The sequence below is a fragment of the Candidatus Poriferisodalis sp. genome (assembly GCF_965204125.1).
Classification (GTDB): domain Bacteria; phylum Actinomycetota; class Acidimicrobiia; order Acidimicrobiales; family Poriferisodalaceae; genus Poriferisodalis.
The window spans coordinates 2,832,459-2,856,504 of the sequence record NZ_OZ241968.1 but is presented as its reverse complement, the minus strand read 5'-3'; the positions used below and the strand labels follow the sequence as shown (position 1 = coordinate 2,856,504).

Annotated in this window: 18 protein-coding genes; 10 read left to right on the top strand and 8 right to left on the bottom strand. The window is 68.7% G+C overall.

The features are described 5' to 3' along the window. Positions 1-9 precede the first annotated feature (9 nt). Positions 10-1,482, top strand: a complete 1,473-nt coding sequence (locus ACOGXD_RS13160) for a pyridoxal-dependent decarboxylase (RefSeq protein ID WP_419915485.1) — start codon at positions 10-12, stop codon at positions 1,480-1,482. Positions 1,483-1,508: 26 nt separating this feature from the next. Here ACOGXD_RS13160 and hisC read toward each other — a convergent pair whose 3' ends face one another. Next, positions 1,509-2,600 carry a histidinol-phosphate transaminase gene (gene hisC / locus ACOGXD_RS13155; RefSeq protein WP_419915484.1) on the bottom strand — a complete coding sequence of 364 codons (1,092 nt, stop codon included), beginning with the start codon at positions 2,598-2,600 and terminating at the stop codon, positions 1,509-1,511. Positions 2,601-2,754: 154 nt separating this feature from the next. Then, positions 2,755-3,642 (bottom strand): polysaccharide deacetylase family protein, encoded by an 888-nt coding sequence (locus ACOGXD_RS13150; RefSeq protein ID WP_419856322.1) that lies wholly within the window; start codon positions 3,640-3,642, stop codon positions 2,755-2,757. A 101-nt stretch (positions 3,643-3,743) separates the two neighbouring features. Between ACOGXD_RS13150 and ACOGXD_RS13145 the strand changes: the two genes are divergently transcribed. The 4 genes from ACOGXD_RS13145 to ACOGXD_RS13130 all read left to right on the top strand — a co-directional run bounded on the left by ACOGXD_RS13145 (position 3,744) and on the right by ACOGXD_RS13130 (position 9,397). Next, positions 3,744-6,119, top strand: coding sequence for a CoA transferase (locus tag ACOGXD_RS13145; protein ID WP_419915483.1), 2,376 nt, complete (start codon positions 3,744-3,746; stop codon positions 6,117-6,119). Positions 6,120-6,180: 61 nt separating this feature from the next. After that, positions 6,181-7,311, top strand: coding sequence for an epoxide hydrolase family protein (locus ACOGXD_RS13140; protein WP_419915482.1), 1,131 nt, complete (start codon positions 6,181-6,183; stop codon positions 7,309-7,311). 37 nt (positions 7,312-7,348) lie between these two features. After that, on the top strand, positions 7,349-9,022 hold the full coding sequence (locus tag ACOGXD_RS13135) for a long-chain-fatty-acid--CoA ligase (protein WP_419915481.1): 1,674 nt from the start codon (positions 7,349-7,351) through the stop codon (positions 9,020-9,022). Between the two features lie 72 nt (positions 9,023-9,094). Continuing rightward, positions 9,095-9,397 (top strand): hypothetical protein, encoded by a 303-nt coding sequence (locus tag ACOGXD_RS13130; RefSeq protein WP_323672729.1) that lies wholly within the window; start codon positions 9,095-9,097, stop codon positions 9,395-9,397. A 3-nt stretch (positions 9,398-9,400) separates the two neighbouring features. Here the strand turns inward: ACOGXD_RS13130 and ACOGXD_RS13125 are convergent, their stop codons facing one another. Continuing rightward, positions 9,401-10,015 (bottom strand): class I SAM-dependent methyltransferase, encoded by a 615-nt coding sequence (locus ACOGXD_RS13125; RefSeq protein WP_419917407.1) that lies wholly within the window; start codon positions 10,013-10,015, stop codon positions 9,401-9,403. After that, positions 10,012-10,794, bottom strand: coding sequence for a crotonase/enoyl-CoA hydratase family protein (locus tag ACOGXD_RS13120; protein WP_419915480.1), 783 nt, complete (start codon positions 10,792-10,794; stop codon positions 10,012-10,014). The genes ACOGXD_RS13125 and ACOGXD_RS13120 overlap by 4 nt, the downstream gene beginning before the upstream one ends. A gap of 144 nt (positions 10,795-10,938) precedes the next feature. On the opposite strand from ACOGXD_RS13120, the gene ACOGXD_RS13115 reads away from it, so the two are divergent. Further along, positions 10,939-12,498, top strand: coding sequence for an alpha/beta hydrolase (locus tag ACOGXD_RS13115; RefSeq protein WP_419915479.1), 1,560 nt, complete (start codon positions 10,939-10,941; stop codon positions 12,496-12,498). Positions 12,499-12,539: 41 nt separating this feature from the next. Here the strand turns inward: ACOGXD_RS13115 and ACOGXD_RS13110 are convergent, their stop codons facing one another. Further along, the gene (locus ACOGXD_RS13110) at positions 12,540-14,036 is read right to left on the bottom strand and encodes a benzoate-CoA ligase family protein (RefSeq protein WP_419915478.1); all 1,497 of its coding nucleotides are present in this window, start codon (positions 14,034-14,036) and stop codon (positions 12,540-12,542) included. Between the two features lie 76 nt (positions 14,037-14,112). Between ACOGXD_RS13110 and ACOGXD_RS13105 the strand changes: the two genes are divergently transcribed. From ACOGXD_RS13105 to ACOGXD_RS13095, 3 genes are read left to right on the top strand one after another with little or no spacing between them, the layout of a single operon-like run. Next, positions 14,113-15,891, top strand: coding sequence for an enoyl-CoA hydratase-related protein (locus ACOGXD_RS13105; RefSeq protein WP_419915477.1), 1,779 nt, complete (start codon positions 14,113-14,115; stop codon positions 15,889-15,891). 33 nt (positions 15,892-15,924) lie between these two features. After that, complete coding sequence (boxB, locus tag ACOGXD_RS13100; RefSeq protein WP_419915476.1) at positions 15,925-17,340, top strand: benzoyl-CoA 2,3-epoxidase subunit BoxB; 1,416 nt, start codon at positions 15,925-15,927, stop codon at positions 17,338-17,340. A 5-nt stretch (positions 17,341-17,345) separates the two neighbouring features. Continuing rightward, positions 17,346-18,185 (top strand): alpha/beta fold hydrolase, encoded by an 840-nt coding sequence (locus ACOGXD_RS13095; RefSeq protein ID WP_419915475.1) that lies wholly within the window; start codon positions 17,346-17,348, stop codon positions 18,183-18,185. On the opposite strand, the gene ACOGXD_RS13090 is transcribed toward ACOGXD_RS13095, so the two are convergent. Beyond that, positions 18,140-19,039, bottom strand: a complete 900-nt coding sequence (locus ACOGXD_RS13090) for an alpha/beta fold hydrolase (RefSeq protein WP_419915474.1) — start codon at positions 19,037-19,039, stop codon at positions 18,140-18,142. The genes ACOGXD_RS13095 and ACOGXD_RS13090 overlap by 46 nt on opposite strands. A 32-nt stretch (positions 19,040-19,071) precedes the next feature. Here ACOGXD_RS13090 and ACOGXD_RS13085 point away from each other — a divergent pair, with 32 nt between their 5' ends. After that, positions 19,072-19,824 carry a hypothetical protein gene (locus tag ACOGXD_RS13085; RefSeq protein ID WP_419856311.1) on the top strand — a complete coding sequence of 251 codons (753 nt, stop codon included), beginning with the start codon at positions 19,072-19,074 and terminating at the stop codon, positions 19,822-19,824. 8 nt (positions 19,825-19,832) lie between these two features. Here ACOGXD_RS13085 and ACOGXD_RS13080 read toward each other — a convergent pair whose 3' ends face one another. After that, positions 19,833-22,721: a molybdopterin-dependent oxidoreductase gene (locus tag ACOGXD_RS13080; RefSeq protein ID WP_419915473.1), complete on the bottom strand. Its 2,889-nt coding sequence runs from the start codon at positions 22,719-22,721 to the stop codon at positions 19,833-19,835. Further along, positions 22,718-24,034: a 4Fe-4S dicluster domain-containing protein gene (locus tag ACOGXD_RS13075; RefSeq protein ID WP_419915472.1), complete on the bottom strand. Its 1,317-nt coding sequence runs from the start codon at positions 24,032-24,034 to the stop codon at positions 22,718-22,720. The genes ACOGXD_RS13080 and ACOGXD_RS13075 overlap by 4 nt, the downstream gene beginning before the upstream one ends. Positions 24,035-24,046: the final 12 nt, after the last annotated feature.

Sequence of the window (24,046 nt, the reverse complement as noted above, 5' to 3'; positions counted from 1 at the left end):
GTCGGCACCATGGACGCGACCGAGCCCGATGGGTCCGCGGGGCCGACCTCGCCACCGCCGCACATGACGCCGGAGGAGTTCCGTGAGCACGGACGGGCGGTCATCGACTGGATCGCCGACTACTGGGAGCGCATCGAGTCGCTGCCGGTGGCCTCGAGCGTGCAGCCGGGTGACATCAGGGAGCTGCTGCCCCAGTCCGCGCCCGAAGAACCCGAGCCGTTCGACGACCTGCTTGCCGATCTGGATCGGGTGGTCGTGCCAGGTGTCACCCACTGGCAGCACCCAGGCTGGTTCGCCTACTTCCCCGCCAACAACTCGCCGCCCTCGGTGCTGGCAGACACGGTGTCGGCCGGTCTCGGGCTGATCGGTCTGCTGTGGGCGGCCTCGCCGGCGCTGACCGAGGTCGAGAGCCACATGCTGGATTGGCTCGTCGACCTGCTCGACCTGCCTGAGCACTGGAAGACGACGGCCAGCGGCGGCGGCGTGCTGCAGGGCAGCGCGTCGGACGCCACCCACGTCGCGCTGGTGGCGGCCCGCCACCGCGCTGCCGAGCGCAGCGGCCAGCCCGCGACGCAGATGGTGGCCTACACCTCGGCGCAAGCGCACAGCTCTGTGGAGAAGGGCGCCAACGTGGCCGGCTTCGGCACCGTGCGCCTCATCGACACCGACGAGAGCCTGGCGATGCGCCCCGATGCCCTGGCGTCAGCGATCGAAGCCGACCTCGCCGCGGGGCTGGTGCCGGCCTTCGTTGGCTCGACGATCGGCACCACCGGCACCACCGCGGTCGACCCCGTGCGAGCCATCGCTGACGTCGCGATCAGGCACAGCCTGTGGCACCACGTCGACGCGGCGTACGCGGGCACAGCGATGATCTGTCCCGAGTTCCGCCATCACCAAGACGGCGTCGAGCTCGTCGACAGCTACGTGTTCAACCCGCACAAGTGGATGATGGTGAACTTCGACTGCTCGGCCTTCTACGTCGCCGACAAGGCGGCGCTGACTGACGCTCTGTCGATCGACCCGCCCTACCTGCGCAACACCCAGAGCGATGCCGGCAACGTGATCGACTACCGCAACTGGCAAGTGCCGCTGGGCCGGCGCTTCCGGGCCCTCAAGCTGTGGTGGGTGCTGCGCAGCTACGGCGCAACGGGGATCCGCCAGATGGTGCGCCATCACGTGACCATGGCCCAGGAGTTTGCGCAGCGGCTTCGCGAAGACGACCGGTTCGAGATCGTGGCCCCGCACCCGTTCTCGCTGGTGTGCTTCCGCTGCCGGGCTGCGGACAGCAGCGATGCCGCGGCCGAGGCCGCCGACCGTGCCACCGATGCCATCGCGGCAGCGGTGAACGACAGCGGGGTGGCCTACCTGACCCCGTCGAAGCTCGACGGGCGCAGCATCATCCGGGTCGCCGTCGGCCAGTCGCGCACCGATCGATCCCAGATGGACCTGCTGTGGAAGGCGATCAGCGAGGCCGCTGTCTAGGCGATGCCTGACTCAGCCAGCCCGGCTCAACCGGGCTGGTCGAACGGTCCTAGTGCCGCCAGCAGCCGGTCGTTCTGGGTCGGAGTGCCCAGGCTGATGCGCACGCCCTCGCCCTCAAAGGGGCGGGTCACCAAGCCCTGCTTCTCCAGCCGGACGAACAGTTCCATCGCCCCATCGCCGACCGGCAGGTACACGAAGTTGGCTTGGCTGGGCACCACCGGCCAGCCCAGATCGGACATCGCAGCGCTGACGCGGTCGCGCTCGGCCAGGATGCCGGCGACACGCTCCTCCAGCTCGGTGCCGGCCTGCGGTTCGAGCGAGGCCAGCGCCGCTACCTGAGCGATACCGCTCACGATGAACGGCAGCGCCACCTTGTCGAGCGCACCGATGACATCGGGGTGCCCGACGCCGTAGCCGACCCGCAGGTTGGCCAAGCCGTACGCCTTGGAGAACGTGCGCAGCACCAAGGCGTTGGGGTGATCCGGCAGCACCGTCTGGATCGGGTCGGCCACGGCGGGATCGGTGACGAATTCCCGGTAGGCCTCGTCGATCACCACGATCACATCGGGCGGCACCGCTGCCAGCAGGCGCTGCAGCTCCGCGGTGCTGCAAACCGTGCCGGTGGGGTTGTTCGGCGTGGAGAGCACAACGAGCTTGGTGCGATCGGTCACAGCGACAGCGACGCCGTCAAGATCGAACGCGTGGTCGACCAGCGGCACCGTCATCGCCTGAGCGCCCGAGATGGCGCAGAACACCGGGTGCACCTCGAATGAACGCCACGGATACACCACCTCGTCACCGGGATCGATGTAGGCGGCGAACAGCTGCTGCAACACCCCCACCGAACCGGAGCCCACCGTGACCTCATCGAGTCCGACGCCGTGCCGGTCGGCCAGCGCCTCCCGCACCTCCATGCAGCGATGGTCGGGATAGCGATTCATGCCCAGGGCGGCCTCGGACACTGCCTTGGCCACCGACGGCAGCGGGTCGTTGGCATTCTCGTTGGATGCCAGCTTGATCGCCTCAACCAGGTTGTGCTCGGCTTCGGCCTGAGCCGCGGAGCGGCCGGGCTTGTACTGCGGAAGGCCCTCCACCGCCGCTCTCGGTCGTCCGATCATGCGCTCGCCTTCCCGCTCCCGTGATGCGCCAGCATCAGCATTGCCTCGTGATGCGCCAGCATCAGCATTCCCCCATGCGCCAGCCGCACCAGCATGTCGCCGTGTCGGCGGCAAGCTACCCGCTGGCTGCTGGCTGTGGTCCGCAGACCGCCGGCTACAGACGACGACCGGCGCGGTCCCCCGGCGTGGCAGCAGCCCGGAAGTCGTCGGCGACCTGGGCCATGGTGGCGAACGTCACGCCCGGCTGCGCCGCCATGTGATCGATGAGCCGCTCGAGCATCAGCATCCGGCTGCCCCGCCCGATGCACTGAGGGTGCATGGTGAGCACGAACACCCCGCTGCCGACCCGGTCGTTCAGGTAGTCGAACTCGGCCGACCACACGTCGTAGACGTGATCGGGCGTGCGCAGCCCCTGCACGGTCGGCCCGTCGTAGCTGAAGTACGGCCAGTCGTCGAGGATCCAGTCGAACGGCAGCTGCACCAAGTCGACCTCGTCGCCGAACTGGTGCGGGCCGTCGGTGGTGGGCACGTCGCCCAGCCGGCACCACGTGGCCGCGTAGTCGTTGCGGGCCATGGAGGAGTCGTAGGAGAAGCCGTGCTCGATGAGCAGGCTGATCCAGCGGTCGCCGCAGTTGCCGCCCGGCACCCGGTGCCCGACCGGCGGCCCGCCAGCGAGCCGTTCCAGGCAGTCCATCGAACGGGTCAGGATGGCCCGCTCGTCGGCTTCGTCTCGCTTCGACGAGGGCGCTTCGTGGCAGTAGCCGTGGTAGCCCACCTCGTGCCCGTCGGAAGCCACCCGGGCGCACACGTCGCCGAAGGTGTCGATGGTGTGGCCGGGGATGAACCAGGTGGACGGGAGGCTGCGCTCGTCGAGCAGGTCGAGCAGGCGGTGCGCGCCGATGGTGGCGAACTCGCCGCGGGCGGTCAGGTTGGGCGATCGTGACCCTCGGGGGCCGGTCCAGATCGAGACCGCATCGAAGTCGAAGCTCAGACAGACGGTGACGCCGTTGTGCTGACCGTTGGACGGTTGTTCGGAGCTCATCTTCGGACCCTACTGAACCCCCGTCTGAGCCCGCCACAGCAAGCACAGCAGCCCCGATGTCGGCCCGGTGTGCCGGGGCCGCCGGACGGTACCGTGATCCGATGCCTGCCCCGGCCGATGGAGCCGCCGAGACTGTGCCGCCGCCGCTCGCGGGGATGCGTGTGCTGGAGCTGGCCACCGGCATCGCAGGGCCGTATGCCGGACGGCTGCTGGCGGGTGCGGGGGCCACCGTGGTCAAGGTGGAGCCGCCGGGCGGGGACCCTGCACGGAGTCAACCGGTTGACGATGTCCCGCTGGGGCCCGATGAGATCAGCCCGCTGTATGTGCATCTGAATGCGGCGAAGCTGAACTGCGCCGCCGACAGCGTGGAGGAGTCGTGGCCAGACGTGGTGATCGCCAGCGACACGCTGGCCGGGCTTGCCGGCGGGCCGTGGGATCCCGAGCGTTTGGCGGCCCGTGCGGCAGAGGGCGAACGCGTGCCCAAGCTCGTGACGGTGACGGCCTGGGGTGCTGATGCCGACGACCCTGGCGTCATCGCCGACGAGCTGCTGGTGCAGACCGCCACGGGCTTCCTGGGCTTCAACGGCGACGAGGGTGCCGAACCGCTGCGCCTTCCGGGCTGGCAGGCCCAGTACTGCGCAGGCGGTCTTGCCGCCTGGGCCGCGCACCTCATCCGGCGACGGCCCGAGACGCACATGGATGTGTCGTGGCTGGGGGCGCTGCTGACCGCCGTCGAGCTCTGCTACTGCGATTCGCTGCACTGCCAACGCCGCCGGCCGCTGGTGGGCCCGCACCCGCCCACTGCCTACCCGTCGGGTGCAATCCGCTGCGCCGACGGCTACGTGTGCCCGGGCTCGATCCGGCGGGACGACTGGGAGATGCAGTGCCTGCATCTCGGCATGCCCGAGTGGATCGACGATCCCGAGTTGAGCCACCGCCACCGCCGGGCCCGCCACATCGACAAGATCCGCGGGGTCATCGAGCCCTGGTATGCCGCCCGGACCAAGCGAGAGCTGTTCCAGTTCGCGCTCGAGACGCCCTGGGCCGTCGGCATGGTGATGACGCCGCTCGACGCGCTGGTAGACGAACATCTCACCGAACGCGGCTTTCTCGGCGAGGTCGAGACCTCGTCGGGAACCGCCTTGGCGCCCATCCAGCCCTTCGCCGCGCCAAGCCTGCCCGTGCCGGGGCAACGAGTGAGCGATCAGGGTGCTGACCCGTACCCGCCGGCCGGTGCCGCCACAGCGGCGCTGCGACCGGCGCGCGAGCTGCGGGTGATCGAGATGACCATCGCCTGGGCCGGGCCGTACATCGGCAACCTGCTGACGCCGCTCGGCATCGACGTCATCAAGATCGAGGCGCAGAACCCGTTCGACGGCTTCCGCACCCAGCGGCCATACGACCACGGCATGGCACCCGGCCTCGAACACCTCGTGCACGACAACCGCTTCTACGAGGCGGGCGGGCATTTCAACGCCGTCAACAAGGGCAAGCGCGACTGCGTCGTCACGCTCGCCACGCCCGAGGGCCGCGCCGCCTTCATGGAGCTGGTGCGCAACTGCGACGCGCTGGTCGCCAACTTCTCGGCCCACGTGCTGCCCCAGCTCGGGCTCGACTTCGAGACGCTGGCCGAGGTCAACCCACGCATCGTGCTGGTGCGCATGCCCGCGTTCGGTGTCGACGGCCCCTATGCGGGCGCTGTGGGATTCGGCTCGATCATCGAGGCCATGGGCGGGATGGGTCAGCGGCAGGGCTACGAGCACGAGGGCGCCCGCATCTCCAACATCTACTTCCCCGACCCCATCGCCGGCATCACCGCCGGATTCGCCCTCCTCAGCGGCCTGCACCACGCCGAGCACACCGGCCACGGCATCGAGATCGACGTCTCCCAGCAGGAAGGAACCTGGCAGCACAGCGGCGAAGCACTCGTACTCGCCTCAACAGCAAACCGAGACATAGGCCGCATGGGCAACCGAGAACCCAACACCGCCTGGAGCGGCTTCATAAAAGGCACAGACGGCTACCTAGCCGTCATCGCCGACAGCGATGCTCACGATCCGTCACTAGGGCCCAACGCCGTCAACGTGATCGAGGGCCTGGTCGACGAAATCGAGAGCAATGGCGGCAAGCCGGCCCGAACTCGAGCAGACCTGCAAACAGCACTGCACTCCACCGGTGCCCGCACAGAGTTCTGCTGGGACCCGTGGACCGCACCCGGCCATCAGCCAGTGGCCGACCGGATCGAAATAGTCGATCACTCAGTCACCGGCCCTATGCGCCACATCGCGTCACCGTTCACTCTGGATGGAGCCCGCCCAACCCAAGCCGGCCCCTCCCCGCTCTTCGATCAACACACAGACCAGGTCTTCGCCGAGGTAGCCGGCCTCGGCCCGGACCAGATCCAGAGCCTCCGCACCGATGGCCACATCGGCGGTGAGCTGCCGCCCCCCGCCGAACTCGGCTTCATCTACGACTGACACCTGCGCCTGCCCTCGCACACCCCGGAGGCAAACGACACCAGCCGACTACGGTGCTCGGATGCAGATCGAACCGTTCCAGATCAACGTCCCGGACGAACAGCTAGCCGACCTTAAAGACCGCCTCGCAAGAACCCGCTGGCCAGACGCCGAACCGGTGGACGACTGGTCCCAAGGCATCCCCCTCGCCTACGTCCAGGAAGTCTGCGACTACTGGGCCAACACCTACGACTGGCGAGCCCGCGAAGCCGCGCTCAACCGGTTCGACCAGTACACGGCCGACGTCGACGGCATGAACGTGCACTTCATCCACGTCCGCTCGCCCGAGCCCGATGCGATGCCGATCGTCATCACGCACGGCTGGCCCGGCTCGGTGGTCGAGTTCCACAAGGTCATCGAACCCCTGGCCGATCCGGTCGCACACGGAGGCAACGCTGCCGATGCCTTCCACGTGATCTGCCCATCGCTGCCCGGGTACGGCTTCAGCGCCAAGCCGACCGAGCCCGGCTGGGGCATCGAGAAGATCGCCGACTGCTGGGCTGACCTCATGACCGGTTTGGGCTACGACCGCTTCGGAGCGCAGGGCGGCGACTGGGGATCAGCCGTCACCAGTGCCCTCGGCAGCCGTCACCCCGACCGCTGCATCGGCATCCACCTGAACATGGTGATGCGCGGCAGCCGCCCCAAGGACCGCGAACCCAACGACGAGGAGATAGCGGCCCTCACAAAAGCGAAGCACTACAACGATTGGGACTCCGGCTACTCGAAGCAGCAGTCCACCCGCCCCCAGACGCTGGGCTACGGCCTCACCGATTCGCCTGCCGGGCAGGCAGCGTGGATCCTGGAGAAGTTCTGGGCCTGGACCGACTGCGACGGGCATCCAGAGAACACGCTGGGCCGCGACGAGATGCTCGACAACGTCATGCTGTACTGGCTCAATGCCAACGCAGCCTCGTCGGGCCGCCTGTACTGGGAGAGCTTCCGGCAGCTCCCCCGCATGACGGTGGACGTTCCCACCGGCGTTGCCAAGTTCCCAGCCGAGATCATCCCCCCGGTGCGCTCATGGTCTGAGCCGATCTACTCCGACATCCGCCACTGGACCGACATGCCCGCGGGCGGCCACTTCGCGGCCTTCGAGCAGCCCGAGCTGTTCGTCGACGACGTGCGCGCCTTCTTCAGCTCGCTCCGATGAGCGCAATCCCCCAGCGACTGGCGCGGACTCGCTGCAAGTGACGGCAGAACCCGTCGAGCCCACCCTGCTCGGCAACACTATGGATCGGCCGTTGCTGGTCTCGAGCCTCATTTCCTATGCGGCCCGCAGCCATGCCAGCACCGATGTGGTGTCCGTGGACTCAGCGGGCGTCACCACGCGCAGCACCTGGCGGGAGGTGGCCGAGCGAGCCCGCCTGGTGTCCGGGGCGCTGGCTGCCGACGGCATCGGCGCAGGCGACCGCGTCGCCACCATCGCGTGCAACGACCACCGCCATCTGGAGGCCTACTACGGCATCACCGGCATCGGCGCGGTGCTGCACACGGTCAATCCCCGGCTCCACGATGACCAGCTGGCATTCATCCTCAACGATGCCGCAGACAGCATCGTGCTCGTTGACCAGTCGTTCATCGACATCGCTACGCGCCTCGCCTCGCGCACGTCGACGGTCCGCCGCTGGGTGGTGCTCGGCCGGCTCGATGCCCCTGCCGGCCTGCCCGACGAGATCGCTTACGAAGACTGGATCGCAGCCGCACCGGGCCCCGCTGCGTGGCCCGATTTCGACGAGCGTGCGGCCGCAACCCTCTGCTACACGTCGGGCACCACCGGCAACCCCAAGGGTGTGCTGCAGAGTCACCGGTCGATCGTGCTGCAGACCTGGGCCACCTGCACCGGCGACGGCCACGACGTGCACTCGGGCCACGCCGTGCTCGGCACCGTGCCGATGTTCCACGTCAACGGCTGGGCACTGCCGTTCGCCACCGCGATGAGCGGCGCAAAGCTCGTGCTGCCAGGCCCCGACCTCAGCCCCGAGGCCCTCGTGAACCTCATCGAGGCCGAGGACATCACGTTCTCGGCGGGAGTGCCCACGATCTGGCTCGGCGTCGTGCAGTACCTGCAGGACACGGGTCGAAGCGTGCCCTCGCTCCAGAAGGTGGCCGTCGGGGGTTCAGCCGCGCCGCGGGTGCTCATCGACACGCTCGAGGACGATTACGGCGTCACGGTCAGCCACGTCTGGGGCATGACCGAGATGACCCAGGGCACGTCGGGGCGCTTCACGCACCGGGTCGAGCGTTCCAGCCGCGACGCCCAACGCGACCGCCAGGCCAAGGCCGGCCGCGAGCTGTACGGCATCGAGCTGCGTGTGGTCGACGCCGACGGCAACGTCTTGCCCCATGACGGTCGCAGCGTCGGTGAGATCCAGGCACGCGGTCCGTGGATGTGCGGCGCGTACTACCTCGGCGAGCTCGCAGACCCCGGCGCATTCGCCGACTCGCACCTGCCGCCTTCCGACGGCGGCTGGCTGCGCACAGGCGACGTGGGTGCTCTCGACGCCGAGGGCTACCTGACCCTGACCGACCGATCAAAAGACGTCATCAAGAGCGGCGGCGAGTGGATCAGCTCGATCGAGCTCGAGAATGCTGCGCTTGTTGCGCCGGGCGTGGCGGCCGCTGCGGTCATCGGCTTGCCGCACGAGCGCTGGGGCGAACGGCCGCTGCTCATCATCGAACTTGCCGCGGGCGCCACCCTCGATGCCGGCGCTGTGCTCAGTGCGATCAGGCCCCGAGTGGCGTCGTGGTGGCTTCCCGACGACATCGTCGTGGCCGACGAGATCCCGCTGACAGGCACAGGAAAGATCGACAAGAAACTCCTGCGCACCCGCTATGCCGACCACGCCTGGTCGGGGACCTGAACCGCCGGCCTGCATCTGAAATCAGGCAGGTCGCCAGTAGCATGGTCCGCTGGACAGACGCGAGGTATTGACATGGCTGCCGGTCGCACAACGTTCGAGAAACTGCAGAGAGACCGGGCCAAGAAGGCGAAGGCCGAGGCCAAGCGCGCCAAGCGCATGGGCAAGATTCCCCAGAGCGGTCCGCTGGTCAACGAGACACCTGAGCCCGAGGGCACGGGCGCTGTGCTCGACGGCAACCTCGATGAGGAACTGTCTGCGGCAGATCTGATCCGCCTTGTCGAAGAGGTGCAGACCCAATTCGACAACGACGAAATCAGCTTCGACGAGTACGAGGAGCGCAAGATCGAGCTCCTCGCCCGCCTGCCTACCGACTGAGCGTCAGCCTGTGAGGCGGTGGACCGACACCGCGTAGTCGCCGCCGTCGAACGGGGCGCCTTCCCACGTTGAGTAACGGGCGTCGAGCTCGAGCCCATTGCGTTCGGCGAGTGCGTCGTACACGTGCAGCGCCAGGTAGCCGTCGCTGAGCTGGAAGCCCGCCACGAGCGCACCCCCGGGCCGCAGGTGCGAGGCGATGTTGGCCACCACCGCGGCCTCGGTGCCGCGTTCGAGGAAGATCATCACGTTGCCCGCGGCCACCGCAGCGTCGAACAGCCGGCGCTCGTCGGCGTCGCCCGAAATGACGGAATCCCTCGATATGACGGTGCTGGCCAGGTCGCCCTGGATCCACGCAAGTTCGGGCGCCTTGTTGCGTGCGAGGTCGAGCATGGCGGGGTCCAAGTCGACGCCGACGACGTGATGGCCACGCTGGGCCAGCTCAATGGCGACGCGGCCGGTGCCGCACCCTGCGTCGAGCACGCTGCCGCCTGGTGGCAGCAGCGAATCGACCAAGTCGGCTTCGCCGTGAATCGACTCGCCGCGCGCCGCCTTGCGAGCCCAGCGGTCGTCGTACTCGGCGCCGCGGGGTATGTCGCCTCGTTCGGCCCAGCGGCTCAGCGGTCCTCCCAGTTCGGGTCACGCCGCTCGGCAAAGGCGGTCGCGCCCTCGATGGCATCGGACGATGCGAAGACATCCTCGAGCGCCGGCTGCTGGAACGCCCAGAAGTCGTCTTCGGACACGCCCAGCACATTGCGGATCAGCGCCTTGGAGGCACGCACGCCTTTCGGTGCATTGCGGGCGATGCGCTCGCCGAGCTCGACAGCCACGTTCACTGCCTCGCCCTTCGGGCACACCCGGTTCACCATGCCGTGCTGGTGCGCGACTTCGGCCGTGATCGGCTCGGCGGTCAGCGCCATCTCCATGGCCAGGCTGTACGGAAGCTGGCGCGGCAGGCGAAGCAGCGCGCCGGCGCCGGCGAACAGCCCGACGCCCACCTCGGGAATGCCGAGCATGGTGCCTTCCGACGCCACGATCAGATCGCACGAGAGCGCCACTTCCAGCCCTCCCGCCAGGGCGAAGCGCTCCACCGCGGCAATGAGCGGCTTGGCTGCGCTGCGCTCGGCGATGCCGCCGAAACCGCGGCCAGCCGGGTTCGGCATGGCGTCGATCCCGCCGCCGCTGACGAACGCCTTGAGGTCCATGCCCGCGCTGAATCCCCGGCCTGCGCCGGTGATCACGCCGACGCGCACATCGGGATTGGCGTCGAGCTCGTCGAGTGCCTCGCCCAGCGCTTCTGAGAGCGCCATGTTGAATGCGTTCATCGCATCCGGGCGGTTCAGCGTGAGGATCTGCACGTAGCCGCGCTGTTCGACCAACACCAGGGGTTCTTCGCTCACCGGGATTCCTCTGTCTCGGGCGGGCGCACCGGTGTGCCCCGCGTGTGGCGCCGCTGCGCCGGTGCCGGCGGCCCCGGCAGCGGTTCAGGCGCCGACAGTAGCCTCGCGACGCGACCAGGCACGATACGGAACTCGGAGCGAGGAATGAACGGCAGCGGCGACGAGGTGGGCGATCTGCTGGCTCGGATCGAGATGGCCGAGCCTGCCGAGGTGCCCATGCTCGTGCAGCTCTTGGCCCGCACACCGGAGCTGCAGCAGGCCCAGGGCGCGAATGCCCTTCGAGCAGCCCGAGCGCTGAGCGTCCACGGCGGCCCGCAGATGTTCTCGATCGCCGGCGAACTGGCTGCCCGCGCCCACCGCGACGGCGTGCCGGGCGCCGGCGCCGTCTTCGCAGAATGCGCCGACAAGATGAGCCTGCTGAGCGGCAGACCCCAGCAGTTCGGCACGGTGGTCACGACGCACCTGGGCGATCTGGTGCTGGCACCCGTCGACGGCAGCGTCGACGACGACTCCCGTGCGCGGATGGGGCTGCCCACCCTCGACCAACGGCGCACCGAGATCGACCGGCGCAACCGGGAGCTCGCCCGCGAACGGGCCGCGGACGGCGGTCTGCCGCCGGGCCAGCGCATGTGCCGCGTGTGGCGCGACCCGTCGCCTGAATTCCTGAATGCACAGCTCGCCGCACACCCCGAAGGCTGCTGGGCCGACGGCGACGAGCTGACCTTCGCATGCCGCAGCGACGCCGCCGGCCTGCTGCCCGGTCCCGTCATCGAATTGCCCATGTGGCGAGTCGGTGCCGGAAACGGCAATGCCAGCGGCACCGACAGCGGCGAAAGCGACGTCGATCTGTGGGCGCTCGGCGTGCGCATCGAGCGTCTCAGCGAGGCCGTCATCGGCTACGGCTTCTGGCCGCTCGACGCCGGCGGAGGCTTGCAGGGCGGCCAGCGCGGCCCGGTCCCGCACCGCTTCCGGGGCCCCGACGCGCCTGCCGAACTCCCGTCCCACCCCGACGACGAACTGCGGGGCGACACGCAGACGCACGCGCTCGACAGCACATCCCTGCGCACCAGGCGCACGGTCACCGTGTACCTGCCGCCCAACCACTCCCCTGCCGAGCGGCTGCCGGTGCTGTATGCCACCGACGGCGGCATGATCGGCCCCTACATCCGGCGGCTCGACGCCGGCATCGCCAACGAGACAGTTCCCCGTTTCGTGCTGGTCGCAGCCCACTCCGCGCCGATGGGCGGCTACGGGAACGAGCGGGCCATGGAATACCTGCCGGGCTTCGACAACGATCGCTTCGACCGTCACCAGCGTTTCTTCGTGGAAGAGCTGTCGGCCTGGGCTGAGCGGTCATTCGGTGTCTCCGACGACCGCAGCCAGCGGGGCGTGTTCGGCGCATCCGACGGCGGCGGCCACGCCTTGGCGGTCGGACACATGCACCGCGACAAGTTCGGTCACGCCATGGCGTATTCCACGGGCATGCCGCCGAACGAGCAGATGAACTGGAATGCCGCCGAGGCGCCATTCGTGCACCTGTGCGCCGGCACGCTCGAGGGCGGCTTCCACCAGGCCACCGAAGCGTGGGCGGCATGGCTGCACTTCGCCAAGTCGCCGCACGACTGGACCGAGCGAGTCTGCGGCCACGATCTCATCCAGTGGATCGAAGAACTCCCCCGCGCTGTTACACGCGCCTGGGGCTGACGCCCCAGGCCGACACACGCGCCTGGGGATAAACAGACGGACTAGCTGCGAAGCAGGTAGCGCTTGACCTTGCCGGTGGCAGTGAGCGGCAGTTCGTCCACCACGTCCACCCAGCGGGGGTACTTGTACGCCGCAAGCCGCTCACGCACATGCGCCTGCACCCGCTCGGCCAGCGTGTCGCGCTCCGCGCCCTCGGTGGGAACCACGAACGCGTGCGGCTTGGTCAGGCCGGCATCGTCAACGCCGCCGACCACAGCGGCCAGCACCACGTCGTCCATTTCCAGAATGCAGCCTTCCACCTCGATCGGCGACACCCAGATGCCCCCCACCTTCAGCATGTCGTCGGAACGCCCCATGTAGGTATAGGTGCCGTCGGGGTTGCGCATGTAGGTGTCGCCGGTGGCGAGGAAGCGCCCCTGGAGCGCCGCACGGGTGCGCTCCGTGCGGTTCCAGTAGCCGGTCATCACCGAACCGCCTGCCACATGCAGCGCACCTGGCTCGCCATCGGCCACCTCAATGCCGTGCTCATCGCGCAGCGACACCTCATAGCCATCCAGCGGCGTCCCCGTCGTGCCGGGGACCGACGCGCCCGGCCGGTTGGAGATGGCGATATGGGCCAATTCGGTGGTGCCGATGCCGTCGAGAATCTCCACTCCGAAGCGTTCGGCGAAGCGCCGATGAATCTCCGGAGGCAGCGGCTCGCCGCCAGAGATGCCCTGCCGCACCGACGAGAACGTGTCTGCGGGAAGATCTGCGGCCAGCAGCTGCGCGTAGTTCGTGGGCACGCTGAAGAACAGCGAGGGCTGATGGGTGAGAACGTGCTCGGCGACGGCCGCCGGCTCGGGCCGGTCGGCGTTCAGCACGGCTGTCGCGCCGGTGCCCGACGAGAAGTAGCCGGAGTTGCCCAGCCCGTAGGCGAAGAACAGCTTGGGCACCGAATAGACGACATCGTCCGGTCCCATGTCCAAGACGCCACGGGCGTAACTGTCGGTGCAGACCGACATGTCGATGTGGCGGTGCATGGCGCCTTTCGGCTGCCCGGTGGTGCCTGAGGTGTAGAGCCAGAACGCGATGTCGTCGTCGATGGCATCGAAGGGCTCGGGGGCTGCGCTGGGATCGCCCAGCAGTCCCTCGTCGGAATCGTCGAGCGTCCAGCGCAGGAACGGCTGGTCGTCGGCTGCGGGCACCACCTCGGGCGCGAACGGGGGCGAATACACCAGCCCGACGGCGCGGCTGTCGTGCAGCAGGAACTCGTAGTCGTGCCGGCGGACCATGGTGGAGACCGGCACCGGGACGGCGCCGATCCACATCGCGCCCCAGAACCACCACAGGAACGCTGGCGTGTCGGCCGCGCACATCATCACCCGCTGCTCCGGCTGCACGCCGCGCTCGGCCAGCGCCGCCGCAGCCGCCCTGGCACCCGCAACCAACTCGGCCCGGCTCGTGCGCTGCCCGCTTGCAGCATCGATGATCGCCGTGGCCCCTGGGTTGGCCTCTGCCGGTTCGATGACGAATCGGTGCACGGCGTTCGCACTCATGCTGCCCTCCTCGTCTGGTCGACCTCATTAAGGCACGCGGGTGTCGAAGCGAACACTAACGATGCACACTCATCGTGTGAGCACTGCACAGACGCAGGCGGCAGGCGCCGGGGTATACCTCGACTTCTTCGGCGATCTCCGGCCGTGGAAGCACTGGACGCTGCAGGTCGACGGCCCCATCGCCACGCTGTTGATGCAGGTGCAGCCCGACGGCGGCATCTTCGACGGCGCCGAGCTGAAGCTGAACAGCTACGACATGGGCGTCGAGCTGGAGTTCGCCGACGCCGTCCGACGCATCCGCTTCGAGCACCCCGAAGTGGGCTGCGTGGTGATCGGCAGCGGCTATGAGGGGGTGTTCTGCGCGGGAGCCAATATCCGGGCGCTGGCGGCGGCCACCCACGCTCACAAGGTGAACCTGTGCAAGTTCACCAACGAGACCCGCCTGGAACTCGAAGAGGCCTCGGCCGCCAGCGGGCTGCGATTCCTCGCGGCGGTGGGAGGTGCATGCTCGGGGGGCGGGTACGAATTGGCGCTGGCAGCCGATCACATCTTGCTGGTGGACGACCGGAACACCGCCGTGTCGCTGCCCGAGGTGCCGCTGCTGGGGGTGCTGCCGGGAACGGGCGGGCTCACCCGGCTGACCGACAAGCGCCACGTGCGCCGTGACCGCGCCGACGTGTTCGCCACGCGAGCCGAGGGCCTGCGGGGCGAGGTGGCGCTGGAGTGGGGCCTGGTGGACGAGTTGGCACCGCGCACGTCGTTCGACGAAGCAGTCAGCGTCAGAGCCGCTGCATTGACCGAACACAGCCGCGCCGCAAGTGCCCCGGAGGCTGAGCCGACAGGCGAAGCCGTGGCCCGAGCGGCCCGTGAGCGCAGCGAACAGGAGCGGGAAGTACAGGCTGAGCCCGTAGAGCTGGCACCGCTGGGCATCTCACCTACCCCGGACGGCAGCGTGATCGGCGAGTTCGTCGCCATGGCACCAGACCGCGATCGGGCCTGCGCGGAGGTGCTGATCAGCGCCAGCGCCGATCCCCGCTGGCCGCTGCGAGCGGCACGGGAGCTCGATGCGCTCTTGTGCCATCTTCGCTTCAACGAACCCGAGCTGGGCACGGTGGTACTGCTGACCGAGGGCAGCCACGGCAGCGTCACCGCCCACGACCGGGCGCTGTGCGAGCCCGCCAACCATGCCGAACGTGAAACCGCCCTGCTCTGGCGTCGCACCCTGTCGCGGCTCGACCTCACCGCTCGCACGCTCATCGCCGCCGTCGAGCCCGGCTCGTGCTTCGCGGGCGTGCTCGCCGAGGTGGCACTGGCGGCCGACCGCACCTACATCTTGGACGGCGAATTCGTCGACGAGCGGCCCGACGATGCCGTGGGCATGGCCGTGCGAGCACTGCGCGGACCCCAGAGCCCAGAGGCCGACCTGCCGGCGCTGGCCATGACCGAGATCAGCCTCGGGTCGATGCCCATGGCGAACGGCCTCACACGGCTGCAGTCTCGTCTCTGGGGAGATGACGCAGCCTTCGCCGCCGCCCGCGACACCGTCGGTTCGGCTCTGGATGCGCAGGCAGCGGCAGAAGCCGGGCTGGCAACCGCGACCCCGGATGATCTCGATTGGGATGACGATCTGAGGCTGGCGATCGAAGAGCGTGCCGCTTTCTCGCCCGACGCGCTCACCGCGATGGAGGCCAACCACCGCTTCTGCGGCCCCGAGACGATGGCAACGAAGATCTTCGGCCGGCTGTCGGCCTGGCAGAACTGGATCTTCATCCGCCCGAACGCCACCGGCCCAGACGGCGCGCTGACCCGCTACGGCACAGGAACCCGCCCGAGCTACGACACAGACCGTGTGTAAATTCGACTTCCGCGGCGACGACGGGGGACGCCCGTGAGCAAGATCGACTACAGCGAGCGCATCCCCAACAACGTCGGGCTTTCCGAAGACCGCCGGCTGCAGCGGGCGCTGGAAGGGTGGCAGCCCAAGTTCGCCCGCTGGTGGGATGAGCTGGGCCCCGCCGGTTTCTCGGGAAACGACGTCTACCTGCGCACGGCCACCGACACCAGCGCCGAGGGCTGGGCCCATTTCGATTACGTCAAGATGCCCGACTACCGCTGGGGCATCTTCCTGTCGGCTCCCAAGCCCGATCGCCGCATCGGTTTCGGCGAATCGGCGGGCCAGCCGGTGTGGCAGGAAGTGCCGGGCGAGTTCCGCAGCGACCTGCGCCGCCTGATCGTGGTGCAGGGCGACACCGAGCCGGCGTCGGTGGAGCAGCAACGGCATCTCGGCCACACAGCCCCGTCGCTGTACGACCTGCGCAACCTGTTCCAGATCAACGTCGAGGAGGGCCGCCACCTGTGGGCGATGGTGTACCTGCTGCATGCGCATTTCGGCCGCGACGGCCGTGAGGAGGCCGAGGCGCTGCTGGAGCGGCACTCCGGCGATCCCGACAATCCCCGCATCCTGAACGCCTTCAACGAGAAGACCTCCGACTGGCTCTCGTTCCTGGCGTTCACCTACTTCACCGACCGTGACGGCAAGTACCAGCTTGGTGCACTGGCCGAGTCGGCGTTTGATCCGCTCAGCCGCACCTGCGAGTTCATGCTGCGCGAGGAGGCGCACCACATGTTCGTGGGCGCGACCGGCATGGGACGCGTTGCCCAGCGCACCTGCGAGGTGATGGTCGAAAACGACACCGACGATGTCCGGCCATTCGGCGTCGTCGACTTGCCGACGCTGCAGAAATACATCAACTTCCACTACGCGGTCTCGCTCGACCTGTTCGGCGCGGAAGCCTCGACGAACGGCGCCAACTTCTACACCGCCGGCCTCAAGGGGCGATTTGATGAGTCTGCTTACGATGACGATCACGTGCTCACCTCCACGACGTTCGCCTGTACCGAGGTGGTCGACGGTGCGCTGGCAAGCGTGGAGCGGCCTTCGCTGCAGGTGGTGAACCTGCAACTGCGCGATTCGTACTCCGACGACTGCGAGAAGGGGCTGCGGCGCTGGAATCGCCTGATCGCCGAGGCCGGCGTCGACTTCGAGCTCAAGCTGCCGCACCCGGGCTTCAACCGTGCCGTGGGCGTGTTCGCCCCGCACGACATCACTCCCGACGGCAGGGTGGTCAGCAGGGCCGAATGGGAAGCATCGTGCGGCGACTGGCTCCCCACCGACGACGACCGCAGCTACATCACGTCGCTCATGTCGCCCGTCTACGAGCCGGGGCGCATGGCCGGATGGATCGCTCCCCCGGCTCGCGGCATCAACACCAGGCCGGTCGAATACGACTACGTGCGCCTGTAGCCGCGATGAGCTCTGCAGCAGGCGAAGTCAACGCAGGCAGCGCTGTCGCCGTGGACGGCCGCCTGCAGGTTGACTCGGTGGGCATCGCATACCGCCGGATCGCTCCCGGAGGCGCCAACAGCCGGCACAGCGGCGGCGGGAACAGCCCGGTGATCGTGATGCTGCATGAAGGCCTCGGCAGCATCACTCAGTGGCGCGACCTGCCCGACGTGCTGGCGCGCCGCTGCCGGCTCGAGGTCATCGCCTACGACCGCAGCGGCTACGGCCGTTCCGACCCCGTGCCCGAGGCCTACAGCGACGGTTTCATGGAACGCGAGGCCACCGAGGTGCTGCCCGCCGTGCTCGACGAGCTCGGTATCCGATATCCCATCCTCATCGGGCACAGCGACGGGGCATCTATCTCGCTGATTGCGGCAGGGTCGGGCTCGGTGGCGCCGCTCGGCGTGGCCGTCATCGCGCCGCACTCGTTCATCGAGGACATCTGCATCGACGGCATACGCGCCATCGACGGCCAGCGCGAGCAGGTGATCTCGGGACTCGCCCGCCATCACGACCACCCCCGCCTCGCCTTCGAACGCTGGCGAGACGTCTGGCTGACGCCGCGGTTTCGCCACTGGGACATCCGACCGCTGCTCGCAGGCATCGACTGCCCAGTCCTGGTGCTGCAGGGCGAGGGCGATCAATACGGCACCGAAGCGCAGGTGTCGACGATCGTCCAGTCGGCGCCGAACGCGACCGGCCACCTGCTTGCCGACTGCGGCCACGTCGCCCATCGCGACCAGCCCGAGCGCATCGCCGGCTACTTGGCCGACTTCGTCTCCGGCTGCGCGGCCGCCGGTTCCTGACCCAGCAGGGTCGCCAAGGCGTCGGACGCGATCACATCGGGCGCCTCGAACGGCCCGAAGTGCCCTAGCCCGTGATAAGTGATGAGCCGCGAGTTTCCCAACGCCTCGTGCGCTGGCACCCCGATGTCCTCGAACGTCATCTCGAGTCCTTTGCCGATGACCACCGGCGTCTGGCCGCCTTCGAGGCGAGCCGTTGTGGAGACCCACTCGCCGTCGTAGGTTGCCGCCTCGTCTGCAGCGCGGCAGCGCAGCCGCACGGAGCCGTCCGGCAGATCCTCGAACCCGTGGGCCAGGTAGCTCGCCAGCGCATCGGCCCGCACACCGCTGAACGGAGGCCGCGATGCGAAGCGCTCGAAGGCCTCGCCGCGTGAGGCAAACTCCTCCCGGCGCTTCGTGGTGAGAGCGATCAACGGGTTCTCGCCCGGCCCGAATTGATCTTCGATGCGCCACACCACCGGCTCGTAGCCATACATGCGGCGGATGGTGCCGGGCCGCTGCGCATCGGCCAGCAGCAGCGTCGCGGCGCCGATCGAATGCCCGACGCAGGCCAACTCGCCGTGAGCGATGCCCAGATGATCGACGATGCCCAGCAGATCATTGGCCAGCGTCGTCCAGAGGAAGTCCCGATCGGCGGGCGGTGGGCTCCAGCCGTGGGCGCGGAGATCAGGCGCCCAGACAGTGAAGTGCTCGGTCAGGCGGCTGGTGAGCGGACCGTAGGTTCGGCCGTTGAAGCCGGTGGCATGCACGAACAGCAACGGCGGCCCGTCGCCGCCCAGCCGATGCAGCGCGAGCTCGACGCCGTCGGCTACCTCGACCATCTCCGGCGCCGGCATGCCACCGTCAGGACCGCTCATGTCTGGACAGCCCATGTGCTAGCCATGCGCGCATGAGTACTACACGGGGAGCCGAGGGCGCTGAGGCACCTCCCGATCTTGAGTTCTTCTGGGATCCGGTGTGCCCCTTTGCCTGGATCACGTCGCGCTGGGTCGAGAAGGTGGTTGCCCAGACGGGCTACTCGGTGGACTGGCGTTTCATATCGCTGCGCATCCTGAACAAGCACCGCGACTACGCCACTGAGTTTCCGGCCGGCTACGAGCAGGGCCATACCGCTGGACTGCGCATGCTGCGGGTGGCTGCCAAGGTGCGAGCCGAGCTGGGCCGTGACGTGATGGGCCCGCTGTATGACGCGATGGGCCAGCATTACTGGGAGATGCCCAAGGGCTCGGGCCTGCGGGATCGCATCGGCACCGCAGCGCACACCGCTGAGGCGTTGGCTACTGCCGGTCTGCCGACGGACTTCGCTGCAACGGTCGACGACGAGTCGTGGGATGCCGAGATCGAAGCCGAAACGGAGCTTGCCCTGAGCCGCACCGGGCGAGACGTCGGCACGCCGATCATCACGTTCGAGCCGCCCGACGGCCTGTCGTTCTTCGGACCGGTGATCTCGCGGGTTCCCTCCGACGAACAGGCCGTGCCGCTGTGGAATGCCGTCATCGAGCTCGCTCGCTTCCCGGGCTTTGCAGAGCTGAAGCGTTCGTTGCGCGAAGCCCCGCAGCTGAATGTGCTGGGCACCATCACGGAAGCACCCGAGATGGAGGACTGGGAAGCAGGTTCCCGCAAGGCGCACAAACCGAGCTGACGCCCGGCTCAGGAATCGAGGCGGTAGGCCTCGGAGGTGGGCTTGAGGGGGCGTGCCAGCCACGTCGGGCGGCGCAGACCGCCTGGACCGGGAGCCGGTCGGGTCATCGCCAGCCACTCCTCATAGGCGGCCCGGGCGCGCTCGGTATCGACCATCACATCGCCGTAGCGGTCGCCGGGTTCGGCCGGCCCCACGCGCACCCGCTGGTGCCAGCACTGCATGCCCGAGACCGGGTCAGGCTGCACCGAGAACGTGAGGTTCTGGTGGACGCCGGTGTCGTTCCACCAGACCCGCTCAGAATCGGGGTCGTCGGAGGCGAACGGCGCCATCGACCCGGTGCGCCGGAGCAGCCACACGGTGCCGTCGCGCTGGATCTCGGCAGGACCGCCAGCCCAGGACCTCGGTCGCTCGTCTGGGGGCTCAGTCTGTGATTGAGCGGCGGGGTCGAGGCGCCAGCGACCCATGTGGTGCGAGGCCGCCACCACGCCGGGGCGGATGCCTTCGGTGCGCCAGGCCGAGATGACGAAGTGGCCGATGCGTGTGCTGATCCGCACGAGGCCTCCCACCCCTATGCCGAGAGCCTCGGCGTCGGATGGGTGGATCCACAGCGGATGGCGGTGGCTGATCTCCGCCAGCCACTTGGCATTCGCCGACCTGGTGTGGATGAGGGTCGGGATGCGGAACGTCGGCACCAGGATGCGCTCGTTGCCGGCCAGATCGAGATGCTGCCAATGAACGTGGCTGGGTATCCAGCCGGGGGTCGCATGCTCGGGCCAGCCCCACTCGGCCAACGTCGTCGAGTACAGCTCCAGCTTGCGCGAGGGCGTCGGGAACCCGGCACGGGCCGCTCCTGCCACCTGCACCGCCACGGAGCCGTCGCCGAACGGGGGCAGCGACGTGGTGACGCCGCCGATGGTGTCGCGCGACGGCCGGTGGACGTCGTCGTCGCCGAGGACGGTGCCGGCCAGCTGCGAGGGCTGAACAACTCGCTCGTGATGACCGTAGGGATCGCCGCGCACTGCGTAAGCGCCCCGGTCGCGCATGAACTCGAGCGGCGTCTGCCCCGCGGCTGCGGCGTCGTCGGCCAGGCCGGGCACCTCGTCGGTGAAGATCGCCTCGTAGTACTCGTCGATGCTGATGGGCTCGCCAGGGCGGGACGGGCTCTCGAACCACTGACGGATGCCGAGCGAGCCGTCGGGGTCGATCCGCCATGACAGGTCGATCCAGAACTCGTTCTCCTCCCAGACCTCGCCCGGGTTGAATTCGTGGGTCCGGCTGTCGGGGCCGAGTTCGGCGCCCCGCAGCTCGGCATATCGCCGCATCACCGGCTGGCGGAAGCCCAGCCATTGGCCTGCATGTGTCTCGAACGACGCCAGGTCATGGCGCTCCGAGCCCACGCCCATCGGAAGCACGTAGTCGGCAAACCACGCCGTCTCCGACCACGTCGGCGTGAGCGCAACATGGCAGCCCACCCGCTCGGGATCGCTCAGCGTCTCCAGCCAGCTGAACCCATCGGGGTTCGTCCACACCGGGTTGTAGACGCGGGTGAAGTACGTGTCGAGCTTGCCCCTGCCCTCACGCAGGAAGTGCGGCAGCAGGATCGACATCTCGTGGTGGCTGAGCGGGTACTCACGCGGCCACGACAGCTCGTTCCAGTGCTCCACCGGAGGCGGTCGCAGCGGCGGCACCGGCTTCATCTTGTGCCAGCCGGCCCCTGTGGTGCCCCCTACCGTGCCGACCGAACCGGTGAGCACGTTGAGCAGGAACAGGCACCGCGCGGTCTGCCAGCCGCCCAGGTTGCCCGCGCCGGCGGCGCGCCAGTTGTGGGAGGCGAAACGGCCGAGTGCCCCGCCGATCGCATGCGCAATCTCACGCAGATTGTCCGCGTCCACCCCGCACAGCTCTGCGGCCCGCTCAGGCGTGTACTCCGCGTAGGCGTCACGCAGCGCCACCTCGACCGACTCGAACGTCGGCGGCAGATCGGGCCGGGTCTCGGCCAGGTAGGTCTGCCAGTTCGTCCAGCGGTGCACGAATGCTCGGTCCCACGTACCTGCTTCGAGCAACAGGTGGGCCAGGCTCAGCAGCAGGACCGGTTCGGTGCCAGGCCACGCCGGCAGCCAGTGATCGGCCTTAGCCCCCGTGTTCGACAGCCTCGGATCGACGCAGATCACCGTCGCACCCCGTTGCTGGGCCTCGATGATGCGCTGGGCGTGCGGGTTGAAGTAATGCCCGGCCTCGAGGTGGCTCGAGATCAGGAAGATGACCTCGGCATTGGCGAAGTCCGATGAGGGCCGGTCGTGGCCCATCCATGTCGCATAGCCGACACGGGCGCTGGAGGAGCAGACGTTGGTGTGACTGTTGTGCCCGTCGATGCCCCACGCCGTGAGCACTCGCTCGGTGTAGCCGTCTTCGCCCGGCCGGCCGACGTGGTACATGACTTCGTCGCGGCGGCCTTCGACGATGGCCGTCCGGATGCGTGCAGCGATCTCGGTCAGCGCTTCGTCCCAGCTGACGCGTTCCCATCCGCCGCTGCCGCGCTCACCCGTCCGGCGCAGCGGGTACAGGATGCGCTCGGTGTCGTGCACTTGGTTGATCGTGGCGGGGCCCTTGGCGCAGTTGCGACCCCGGGACGCGGGGTGTTCGGGGTTGCCTTCGAAACGCACGACCTCATCGGTGTCTCGGTCGATATAGGCCACGAGACCGCAGGCCGCCTCGCAGTTGAAGCAGGTGGTGGGCACCAGGGTGTAGTTGCGCTCGACACGTTCCGGCCACGCTGCGGCGTCGAGCTCAGACCAGTCATGCCATTGGTCGTGAGGAGCCGCCGAACCGAGGTGCATTGCCGGGCTGGCTGCTGGGCCTGGCGGGGAGCTGTGTTCGCTGGTGCGGTGCTCGCTCATGACAGGGGCACCGCCTGGGCCGCACGCAGATAAGCCCGGTCGTGCCGGTAGAGCCATGCCAAGACCGCGGCAGCAACGACTGGAGCCCAAGCAAAAGCTGCGGCGTTCGCTCGGAGGACCACAAAGGCCCCCCACACCGCGCCGCCTCCCAGCAGGGCCTCACCCACCAGCCGGCCGATGAGCAAGAGCACCGGCCGGTCCGCCCACAGCACCCGACCTCGGCATTGGCGCAGCAGCAACGCCGTGTACGCAGCGGTCAGCAACGAGAACACCGCCGTCGGGCCGATCAGCACCACGAACCAGGTCGAACCGCCCCACAGGCCCGCGATGCCCCACAGCATCACCAGCGTCGCGTCGATCATGATCACCCACGCCCCCGCGGTGATCCAGCTGCGGAGCCGGCCCTTGGCGAACAGGTACCAGAAGCGCTCGGGCCGTTTCAGATCGGCGATGAGCAGCACGCCCGTGACTGCCAGCGCCACCAGGGCGATCACCGCCGGTCCCGTGGCGACGGCGGCACGGTCGTCCCAGCCCAGCAACGCCGCGGCAGCGGCCCACAGCATCACCCCGGCCGCCACCCCCTTGGTGACCATGTAGCCGGCGACTTTGGCTCCCCACGGCTCGTCGTGGGACACCGTGTAGGCCGTGCGTGCCGCCGGGGCCGCCTGTGAGGCGGCCGGCGCGGTCGGCCAGGAGGCGCTGCCGGTCCAGTCGGCCCAGATCAGCCCGTCGTCAGCCACCGGGCGCGCCAGCGGATCCAGGGCCTCGGGCACGGTGCCCGCGTAGTGCACCTTCGGCAGCGTGCGGCGCTCGGGCGCCCGCACCGGCAGATCCTCGGCGCGGATGCGATCGGCAGCCGGGTCCGCCGGGTCGTCGTGATCGACCACGGTGATGGCCCGAGTCGGGCAGACCGACACGCACGAGGGCTCGAGCCCGACTTCCAGCTTGTGCTGGCAGAAGTTGCACTTATGAGCCGTGCCGGTTGCCGGCGAGATGTACAGCGCGTCGTACGGGCATGCGTTCATACAGCCCTTGCAGCCGATGCAGCGGGAATCGTCGAAATCCACCACGCCGTTGGACGCCCGGAAGAGCGCGCCGGTCGGGCAGATCGAGATGCAGGGCGCGTCGTCGCAGTGGTTGCAGCGCATCACGGCGAAGTGCCGCTGCGTCTCGGGGAACTCGCCGGTCTCGACGTAGTTGACCCAGGTCCGGTTGACGCCGAGCGGCACGTCGTGCTCGCTCTTGCAGGCCACCGTGCACGCGTGGCAGCCGATGCACGCGCCGCTGTCCAGCAGGAACCCCAAGCGCGTCACGGCCAACAGGAT